Genomic DNA, 8750 nt, shown 5'->3' with positions numbered 1-8750 from the left:
ACACCCCCCGGCACGTCCCCTTCCCGCCGTGGGCGGGTGCGGGCAGCGCCCCAGGGGGGGCCGGCCCTTCCCGCCGTACGCGGGTGCCGCCTCACGGGGGGTCTGTCCCTTACCGCCGTGTGCGGGTGCCGCCTCACGGGGGGCCTCGCCTTTCCGCCGTGCGCGGGTGCCGCCTCCGGGGGGTCCCTTACCGCCGTGGGCGGGTGCGGGCAGCGCCACGGGGGCGGTCCCCTTCCTGGGAGGGTGCCGCCTCCAGGGGGTGGGCCTTCCCGCCGTGCGCGGGTGCCGCCTCCGGGGGGCGGTTCCTTGCCGCCGTGGGCGGGTGCGGGCAGCGAGCTGGTGGCTGCCGGGTGTGCCCCTGCCCGTCGTGGGGGCGTTCGCCTTGTGGTCGTGGTGGTGCGGAGAATGAGGGTATGGGGTCGGGTGAGCGTGCGCGGCACTGGCAGTATGCGGAGCTGCCCGGTGTGGATCTGCTGCGGGCCCGGTATGTGCGGAAGACGTTCGTGCGGCACACGCACGAGAACTTCGTGATCGCGGCCATCGCGGACGGGGTGGAGGTCTTCCAGCACGGTGGCGGTGATCAGTACGCGGGGGCGGGCGCGCTGGCGCTGGTCAATCCCGACACCGCGCACACCGGGCGGGCGGGGGTGCCGGAGGGGTGGCGGTACGGGGCCGTCTATCCCTCGCCGGACGTGGTGGCGGAGATCGCTGCCGAGACGACCGCGATCCGCGGGACACCCGGGTTCGTGCGGCCGGTGCTCGATGATCCGTACGCGGTGGGGTTGGTGCATCAGGTGCTGCGTGCCGCGGACGAGGGGAACGCCCTGGCCGCGGACACCCTGCTGCGTGTGGTGGTGACGCGGCTGCTGCGGCTGAACGGTGGGGCGCTGCCGCGGCGTGAGGTGCGGACGGCCGGGGCCCGGGTCGCGGCGCGGGCGCGTGAGGTGCTGGAGGCGCGGATGGCCGAGCCGCCGACTCTGGAGCGGCTCGCGGAGGAGCTCGGGACCAGTCCGTTCGCGTTGCTGCGGGCGTTCCGGGAGTCGTACGGGATGCCGCCTCACACGTGGCTGACCGATGCCCGGGTGCGGCGGGCGCGGCTGCTCCTGGACGCGGGGACGGCGCCCGCGGAGGCCGCCGCCCGGGTCGGGTTCACCGACCAGCCGCATCTGAACCGGCACTTCAGCCGCATCGTGGGGGTGCCGCCGGGGGCGTACCAGCGCGAGCGCAAGAACGTACAAGACGCGGCGCGGCGGCTGCCCCTACCGTCCGAGGCGTGGCAGAACAGACAGCTATCGCAGACATACGGTCCGACGGGAGGCCGGACGCCGCCGTCGTACGGGACGCGCTCGGCGTCGGAGTAGCCGTGGGACTGTCCGGGTTCGCTTTCGGGGTGACCTCGGCGGGCAGCGGACTCACCCTGTGGCAGACGTGCGCGCTCAGCCTGCTGGTGTTCACCGGCGCGTCCCAGTTCGCGCTGGTGGGGGCGCTCGCGGCGGGCGGGAACCCGTTCACGGCGGCCGCCGGCGCCTTCTTCCTGGGGGTGCGCAACGCCTTCTACGGGCTGCGGCTGTCCCAGTTGCTGGCCCTCCCGCGCGCGGTGCGGCCGTTCGCCGCCCAATGGGTGATCGACGAGACGGCCGCCGTCGCGCTGGCGCAGCCGACGCGGCGTGGTGCCCGGATCGGCTTCGTGGTGACCGGGCTGAGCCTGTACGTGCTGTGGAACCTGACCACGCTGCTCGGGGCGCTGGGCGCGGAGGCCCTCGGCGACACCGCCGCGTGGGGGCTCGACGCGGCCGGGCCCGCGGTGTTCCTGGCGCTGCTGGCACCGATGCTGCGGACCGCGACCGAGCGGGCTGTGGCCGGGCTGGCGGTACTTCTGGGACTGGGGCTGTTGCCGGTGCTGCCCGCCGGTCTGCCGGTGCTGGTGGCCGCGCTCGCGGCACCCCTCGTGCTGTGGGTGCGGGGACGCCGCGCGGGACAGGAGGGGGATCGTTGAACATCTGGATCGCGATCGGTGTCACCGCCGTCAGTTGCTACGCCGTCAAGCTCGCCGGGCTGCTGGTGCCGGCCGGCGTACTGGAGCGGCCCCTCGTCAAGCGGCTCGCCGCGCTGCTGCCCGTCGCCCTGCTCGCCGCCCTCACGGCCCAGCAGACGTTCGCCGACGGGCGGGTGCTGGTGCTGGACGCGCGGGCTGCCGGGATCGCCGCGGCAGCCGCGGCGCTGTTCCTGCGGGCTCCGTTCCTGCTGGTCGTCGCGGCGGCCGTGGTGGTGACGGCGGGGGTGCGGGCGCTGGGCGGCTGAGGGACGGGGTCAGCCGATGGGGCGGGCGTAGGACCTGAGGGTGCGCAGCGCCTCGATGGTCACCAGGGGGCGTGCCTCCAGCGCGGGGACCTGGGCCCACTGGTGCCGGCGGATCGGCCAGCCGCCGTCCTCCTGCTGTTCGCTCTCCAGGAAGTCCAGGGAGCGAGCCATCTCGTCGTCGGTGAACCACGCGCGCGCGAGGGAATGCGGTGTCCTCGCGTAGTCGTGCGGGAAGTGGTGTTCACCGGGGGCGTAGCCGGGGGCCACGGGCTGGGCGTCGAGACGCTCGGGGTCGAGGGCGGCGAGGCGGTGCTCGCGGACCAGGCGTCCCAGGCGGTCGGCGGCCGCCTCCGCGCGCGAGCGGTCGGGCGCGGAGTCCAGGAAGGTTACGGCGGCCCGGACCTCGCAGGGGTGGGACTTCTCCAGGGACTCGACCGTCTGCCAGCAGAAGTCGGTGGCCCGGAACAGCCAGGCGTGCCAGACCTCGTTGCGGTGCAGCAGGCCCACCACCGGGCCGGTGGCGAGGAGTTCGCTGGGCGGGTCGTCGGCCACCGGCACGAAGGGGGCGGTCGGATAGCCGCGCCGGCTGGGACGGATCGACGGCAGCGCGCCGTCCGGGCCCGAGACGGACGTCAGGTAGCGGCACACGCGCTCCACGCGCTGGCCGCCGCAGCGCCCGATGGAGTCCAGCACGCGCAGCGCGTGCGCGCTGTGCAGCGGCTGGCTGACCGGACCGCGCAGATCGGGCTCCAGGGCGTGGCCGTACCCGCCGTCCTGGTTGCGGTAGGCGTCCAGCGCCGTCTCCACCGGGTCGGCGCCGCCGTGGAGGAAGTGGTACGCGAAGAGATGCTGCTCCAGCACGCGCGCGGTGAGCCAGACGAACCGCTCGGCGCGGAACAGCGGGGAGTGCGCCGGGGGCGTCGGGGGGAGTGGGGGAGCTCCTGATTCGGCCATGGCTCAGACCGTAGGACGGAAAGCGGTCTCGGCACGCGCTCCGCGCTCGGGCCCACTCTCAGGGGCGGGATACTGGCGTCATGAGGTTGACGGTCTTCTGGGAGCGGATGGCGGAGCACTTCGGTTCGGGGTACGCCGACACCTTCGCACGTGACCATGTGATGTCGGAGCTCGGCGAACGCACCGTGTACCAGGCTCTCGACGCCGGCTGGGAGGCCAGGGACGTGTGGCGGGTGGTCTGCACCGTCATGAACGTGCCACAGGAAAGGCGCTGACCGGTCACGAAGATCGCTGACGTCACCCGATTGTCGGTGGCGTGGGCGAGACTTGCACCGTGGCAGACGAGACCGGGCAGGCAGCCCCGCACGCATCCCCCTCCGGCACGGCGCCGCCCACCCGGCCTCCCGCCGGCGGTGCCGTCGCGCCCGGCGGGCGCATGCCGCGCTGGCTGCCGCGTGCCATGGTGCTGGCGCTCGCCCTCGTCGCCGTGTTCCAGCTCGGCAGCTGGGCCTTCCACCAGCTCACCGGCCTGCTGATCAACATCCTGATCGCGTTCTTCCTCGCCCTCGCCATCGAGCCCGCCGTGAGCTGGATGGCCTCGCGCGGCATGCGCCGGGGCCTGGGCACCGGCCTGGTCTTCCTCGCCGTGATGGTGGCCTCCGCGGGGTTCGTCACCCTGCTCGGCTCGATGCTCGCGGGGCAGATCATCACCATGGTCGAGAGCTTCCCGGAGTACCTCGACTCCGTCATCAACTGGATCAACACGCACTTCAAGACCGAGCTCAGACGCGTGGACGTCCAGGAGGGCGTGCTGCGCTCCGACTGGCTGCGCACCTACGTGCGGAACAGCGCCACCGGCGTCCTGGACGTCTCCGCGCAGGTCCTCGGAGGCCTGTTCCAGTTGCTGACGATCACCCTGTTCGCGTTCTACTTCGCGGCCGACGGTCCGCGGCTGCGCCGCGGCCTCTGCTCCGTGCTGCCGCCCGCCCGGCAGGCCGAGGTGCTGCGCGCGTGGGAGATCGCCGTCAACAAGACCGGCGGCTACATATATTCGCGCGGTCTGATGGCGCTCGTCTCCGGGGTGGCGCACTACATAGTGCTGCAAGTCCTGGGCGTGCCGTACGCGCCCGTGCTGGCCGCGTGGGTGGGACTCGTGTCGCAGTTCATCCCCACCATCGGCACCTATCTCGCCGGCGCCCTGCCCATGCTGATCGCCTTCACGGTCGATCCCTGGTACGCGCTGTGGGTGCTGGTCTTCGTCGTGATCTACCAGCAGTTCGAGAACTACCTGCTGCAGCCCAAGCTGACGTCCAGGACCGTCGACATCCACCCTGCCGTCGCCTTCGGATCGGTCATCGCGGGCACCGCGCTCCTCGGCGCGGTCGGCGCGCTGATCGCCATCCCCGCGGTCGCCACGCTCCAGGCGTTCCTCGGGGCCTACGTGAAGCGGTACGACGTCACGGACGACCCCCGGGTGCACGGGCACCGCCGACCGGTGCCGGGGACGGGGCTCGTCACGCGCGCCCGGCGGGTGTGGGGGCGGCTGCGGGCGGCGGAGTCGGGAGCGGGCCCGGGTGCGGTTGCGGTTGCGGGTTCGGGTTCGGGTTCGGGTTCGGAAGAGTCCTCGGTGGGGCAGCCCGGTGCGTCGTCGGGTGAGGGGTCCGGGCAGGGGCGTCCGTAAGGGCGCTCGGCGGGGGCGTCGGCGAGCACAGCGGGCGGCGCCCGGTGCGGGTCCGGTGCGGGTCCGGGGACCGGTGTCGGCGCTCGGTCGTAGTCTCGGAGGTGCCGCGTGGTGAGCTTGACACAAAAATCGAACATCCATTCTTATGGAGGCTCCGGTGAGGTCCTCGGCGGAGTTGTCCACAGGGGATTGATGGAGAAGTGCCCGAGTTATCCACAGGCCGGACCGGCGTCGGGGCGCATTGTCAGTGGCAGGCGTTAGCGTCTTTGACGTGAAGCGATCGACTCAAGCAAACCGGGTGGAACCCATGGCAGGTACCGACCGCGAGAAGGCTCTCGACGCCGCCCTCGCGCAGATTGAACGACAATTCGGCAAGGGCGCGGTCATGCGCATGGGCGAGCGGGCGAAGGAGCCCATCGAGGTCATCCCGACCGGGTCGACCGCGCTCGACGTGGCCCTCGGCGTCGGCGGCCTGCCGCGCGGCCGTGTCGTGGAGATCTACGGCCCGGAGTCCTCCGGTAAGACGACCCTGACCCTGCACGCGGTGGCGAACGCCCAGAAGGCCGGCGGTCAGGTCGCCTTCGTGGACGCCGAGCACGCCCTCGACCCCGAGTACGCCAAGAAGCTCGGCGTCGACATCGACAACCTGATCCTGTCCCAGCCGGACAACGGCGAGCAGGCGCTGGAGATCGTGGACATGCTGGTCCGCTCCGGCGCGCTCGACCTCATCGTCATCGACTCCGTCGCCGCGCTCGTCCCGCGCGCGGAGATCGAGGGTGAGATGGGCGACAGCCACGTGGGCCTGCAGGCCCGCCTGATGAGCCAGGCGCTGCGCAAGATCACCAGCGCGCTCAACCAGTCCAAGACCACCGCGATCTTCATCAACCAGCTCCGCGAGAAGATCGGTGTGATGTTCGGCTCGCCGGAGACCACGACCGGTGGCCGGGCGCTGAAGTTCTACGCCTCGGTGCGTATCGACATCCGCCGCATCGAGACCCTGAAGGACGGCACGGAGGCGGTCGGCAACCGCACCCGGTGCAAGGTCGTCAAGAACAAGGTCGCGCCGCCCTTCAAGCAAGCGGAGTTCGACATCCTCTACGGCCAGGGCATCAGCCGCGAGGGCGGTCTGATCGACATGGGTGTGGAGCACGGCTTCGTCCGCAAGGCCGGCGCCTGGTACACGTACGAGGGCGACCAGCTCGGCCAGGGCAAGGAGAACGCGCGCAACTTCCTCAAGGACAACCCCGACCTGGCCAACGAGATCGAGAAGAAGATCAAGGAGAAGCTGGGCGTGGGCGTGCGGCCGGAGGAGCCGGCGGCCGAGCCGGGTACGGACGCCGCGGTCGCCGCCCCCGCGGACGACCAGGCCAAGGCGGTGCCGGCCCCGGCGGCGGCCAAGACGGCCAGGACCAAGGCCGCGGCTGCCAAGAGCTGACGCGTGACACGGCGAACCGACTGGGCCGGGTACGCGGACCCCGGCATCCCGCGCGAGCCGCATCCGGGGAGCGCGAACGAGGGGGGCTTTGCCGGGGCCGGGCACGGTGACGACTGGCCGGACGGCGGCTCGCATGCCGGTGCGGGCGAAGGCACCCGGCCTCGCGGCGACCGCGGGGGGCGTGGCGAGGCCGGCGCACGACGGGGGCGCGGGCGCCACCGGCGTGGCTTCACGGAGCCGTCCGCCGAGGACGGGGGCACCTCCTCCTTGTCGAGGGCCGAGCTGGAGGAGCCCCCGGGGGACCCGGCTGAGCGGGCCCGGGCGATCTGCCTGCGCCTGCTCACCGGGACCCCGCGGACGCGGAAACAGCTCGCGGACGCCCTGCGCAAGCGGGAGATCCCGGACGAGGTGGCCGAGGAGGTGCTGTCGCGGTTCGAGGAGGTCGGACTGATCGACGACAGTGCCTTCGCGGACTCCTGGGTGGAGTCCCGGCACCACGGCCGAGGGCTGGCCCGGCGGGCGCTGGCGCAGGAGCTGCGGACCAAGGGCGTCGACTCCACGCTGATCGACGCGGCCGTCGCCCAGCTCGACACCGAGCAGGAGGAGGCGACCGCGCGCGACCTCGTGACGCGCAAGCTCCGTTCCACCCGCGGCCTCGACCGCGACAAGCGGCTCCGGCGGCTGGCGGGGATGCTCGCGCGGAAGGGGTACCCCGAGGGGATGGCCTTGCGCGTGGTGCGACGGGCGCTGGAGGAGGAGGGGGAGGACACGGAGTTCCTGGGTGAGGAGGGGTACTGAGGGTGTGCCCGCTCTCCCTCCCGGTACGGACGAGACGGGCTTGGGGCTCGCGGAGGCGGATGGTGGCGGGCGCTCGCGTGCCGCGTCGTCGCTCACGCCCGCGCCCTCTACAGGCGCCCGCACTCCCACAGGCTCGCTCTTATGGGCTAGTCCTCACCGGCAACCCCGCACCCCGCCAAGCCTGGAACCCCCCTTTCAGATCCGTGGCCCGGTACAGTCCGAGGCGGTGCAGGGACTCCGCCGCGAGACTTGACGCGTAACCCTCGTTGCAGATCACCACGACGCGCAGGTCGTGGCTGGTGGCCTCGGGAAGGCGATGGCTGCCGCGGGGGTCGAGACGCCACTCCAGTTCGTTGCGCTCCACGACCAGGGCACCGGGGATGAGGCCGTCCCGCTCGCGCAGGGCCGCGTACCGGATGTCCACGAGGAGCGCCTCGCCGGCCTGGGCGGCCTGGTACGCCTCCCTCGGTTCGATCCGCGTGAACCCCTCGCGGACCTGCTCAAGCAGCTCGTCGATCCCCACCGGGATGCTGCGTTCACCTCGCATCGCCCCTCCTCAACGTACGTATCGAGCGGAGTCGTCGGCCGGCGTTCCGGTCGGTGTCCTGGTCCGTCTTGCGGGCGGCAGGGCTCACTGCCAGTCCTCCGGCCGCTCCACCTGCTCCAGCCGCAGCACGTTTCCCGTGCGGCTGTAGCGCCGGATCCTCGGCAGCGGCGGGTAGTAGGCGTGCACGGAGACGGCGTGCCGGTCGGAGGACTCGTTGAGCACCTCGTGCACGTGGTGGCGCCCGAAGGCGCGGCCCCGGCCCGCCGTGAGGCGGCGTTCCCGGTCGACGCCCTCCGTGAGTTCCAGGGTTTTCCAGCCGTCGGTGGGCAGCCGGGCGGCGAGGGAGTGTTCCTTCAGTTCGCCGCGGGCGGTGAGGAAGGCGCCGACCGAGTCGGCGTGGTCGTGCCAGCCGGTGCCCGTGCCGGGCGGCCAGCCGATGAGCCAGGCCTCGCTGCCGCCGGGCCCTTCCAGCCGTACCCAGGTACGGCCCTGGGGGTCGAGCGGAAGCGAGTCGATCAACGCGGCGTCGGCGGCCGTGCGCCGGACGAAGTCGAGCAGGTCGGCCTGCGTGGGAGCGGCCGCGGCCGCTGCGGAACCGGAAACGGAGACAGCGGCGGAAGAGGAGGGGGAGACAGACAACGTGCACCGTCCTGATGAGCGTTCGCGTGAGCGCGCGCGGCGAGGCGTCAGCGGCGCGCGCGGTGAGGGGAAGGCGAGATCAGCAGGAGGGACGACACACGCAGCCCGCATAGCGGATGAGGTCCATATGGACCCTCCGCCACAGGCGCACACAGGTGTCGGTCACGATCCGGAGTACACCACGCCGGTCCGGACCGGTCAACTCGCGCTCACCCCGCGGAGAGAGCGTCACTGGGCACGTCGCCGCGCCGCGGACGGGACAGCGTCACTCGTAGGTGGAGCCACCGTCCCCGGGGGCCGTGGACGGCGTCCCCGCGGCCGCGGACGCCGCCCCCACCCACACCCGGAACACGCCGGCGTCACACAGGTCAAAGGCGCGGAAGTCGGGAAAGGAC

General features: G+C 72.5%; 11 protein-coding genes. 7 read left to right on the top strand and 4 right to left on the bottom strand.

Annotated elements, in window-relative coordinates; genetic code table 11:
• The first annotated feature begins 413 nt into the window (after positions 1–413).
• Genes ACFF45_RS07250 through ACFF45_RS07240 form a run of 3 tightly spaced genes read left to right on the top strand, consistent with a single transcriptional unit; the run spans position 414 to position 2301 of the window.
• Positions 414–1361: an AraC family transcriptional regulator gene (locus ACFF45_RS07250; protein ID WP_381343465.1), complete on the top strand. Its 948-nt coding sequence runs from the start codon at positions 414–416 to the stop codon at positions 1359–1361.
• Entirely contained in the window at positions 1274–1996 is a 723-nt protein-coding gene (locus ACFF45_RS07245) for an AzlC family ABC transporter permease (RefSeq protein WP_381343462.1), read from the top strand. Before ACFF45_RS07250 ends, ACFF45_RS07245 begins: the two co-directional genes overlap by 88 nt.
• A complete protein-coding gene (locus ACFF45_RS07240; RefSeq protein ID WP_381343459.1) occupies positions 1993–2301 on the top strand; it encodes an AzlD domain-containing protein in 309 nt (102 codons plus the stop codon). The genes ACFF45_RS07245 and ACFF45_RS07240 overlap by 4 nt, the downstream gene beginning before the upstream one ends.
• A gap of 9 nt (positions 2302–2310) precedes the next feature.
• Here ACFF45_RS07240 and ACFF45_RS07235 read toward each other — a convergent pair whose 3' ends face one another.
• A complete protein-coding gene (locus tag ACFF45_RS07235; RefSeq protein ID WP_381343457.1) occupies positions 2311–3255 on the bottom strand; it encodes a hypothetical protein in 945 nt (314 codons plus the stop codon).
• Between the two features lie 80 nt (positions 3256–3335).
• Between ACFF45_RS07235 and ACFF45_RS07230 the strand changes: the two genes are divergently transcribed.
• From ACFF45_RS07230 to recX, 4 genes are all read left to right on the top strand, one after another.
• The gene (locus ACFF45_RS07230) at positions 3336–3530 is read left to right on the top strand and encodes a DUF3046 domain-containing protein (protein ID WP_381343454.1); all 195 of its coding nucleotides are present in this window, start codon (positions 3336–3338) and stop codon (positions 3528–3530) included.
• A gap of 161 nt (positions 3531–3691) precedes the next feature.
• Positions 3692–4936 carry an AI-2E family transporter gene (locus ACFF45_RS07225; RefSeq protein WP_381343487.1) on the top strand — a complete coding sequence of 415 codons (1245 nt, stop codon included), beginning with the start codon at positions 3692–3694 and terminating at the stop codon, positions 4934–4936.
• Between the two features lie 307 nt (positions 4937–5243).
• The gene (gene recA / locus ACFF45_RS07220; protein ID WP_381343451.1) at positions 5244–6371 is read left to right on the top strand and encodes a recombinase RecA; all 1128 of its coding nucleotides are present in this window, start codon (positions 5244–5246) and stop codon (positions 6369–6371) included.
• Positions 6372–6374: 3 nt separating this feature from the next.
• A complete protein-coding gene (gene recX / locus ACFF45_RS07215) occupies positions 6375–7169 on the top strand; it encodes a recombination regulator RecX (protein WP_381343448.1) in 795 nt (264 codons plus the stop codon).
• Between the two features lie 139 nt (positions 7170–7308).
• Here the strand turns inward: recX and ACFF45_RS07210 are convergent, their stop codons facing one another.
• The 3 genes from ACFF45_RS07210 to ACFF45_RS07200 form a co-directional block, all read right to left on the bottom strand.
• On the bottom strand, positions 7309–7716 hold the full coding sequence (locus ACFF45_RS07210; protein ID WP_381343445.1) for a rhodanese-like domain-containing protein: 408 nt from the start codon (positions 7714–7716) through the stop codon (positions 7309–7311).
• An 84-nt stretch (positions 7717–7800) separates the two neighbouring features.
• The gene (locus tag ACFF45_RS07205) at positions 7801–8355 is read right to left on the bottom strand and encodes a cupin domain-containing protein (protein WP_381343443.1); all 555 of its coding nucleotides are present in this window, start codon (positions 8353–8355) and stop codon (positions 7801–7803) included.
• A 79-nt stretch (positions 8356–8434) separates the two neighbouring features.
• Positions 8435–8506, bottom strand: coding sequence for a putative leader peptide (locus ACFF45_RS07200; protein WP_322747027.1), 72 nt, complete (start codon positions 8504–8506; stop codon positions 8435–8437).
• Positions 8507–8750: the final 244 nt, after the last annotated feature.

Source organism: Streptomyces cinereospinus, from assembly GCF_042430725.1.
GTDB classification, from domain to species: domain Bacteria; phylum Actinomycetota; class Actinomycetes; order Streptomycetales; family Streptomycetaceae; genus Streptomyces; species Streptomyces cinereospinus.
The sequence above is the reverse complement of the archived record's forward strand: the minus strand, read 5'-3'. Positions and strand labels throughout refer to the sequence as shown.

What these genes read in the sequence shown, in the direction of transcription:
- ACFF45_RS07210 (WP_381343445.1), bottom strand. Translation starts at nt 7,716, where the DNA reads ATGCGAGGTGAACGCAGCATCCCGGTGGGGATCGACGAGCTGCTTGAG.
- ACFF45_RS07235 (WP_381343457.1), bottom strand. Translation starts at nt 3,255, where the DNA reads ATGGCCGAATCAGGAGCTCCCCCACTCCCCCCGACGCCCCCGGCGCAC.
- ACFF45_RS07225 (WP_381343487.1), top strand. Translation starts at nt 3,692, where the DNA reads ATGCCGCGCTGGCTGCCGCGTGCCATGGTGCTGGCGCTCGCCCTCGTC.
- ACFF45_RS07250 (WP_381343465.1), top strand. Translation starts at nt 414, where the DNA reads ATGGGGTCGGGTGAGCGTGCGCGGCACTGGCAGTATGCGGAGCTGCCC.
- recA (WP_381343451.1), top strand. Translation starts at nt 5,244, where the DNA reads ATGGCAGGTACCGACCGCGAGAAGGCTCTCGACGCCGCCCTCGCGCAG.
- ACFF45_RS07230 (WP_381343454.1), top strand. Translation starts at nt 3,336, where the DNA reads ATGAGGTTGACGGTCTTCTGGGAGCGGATGGCGGAGCACTTCGGTTCG.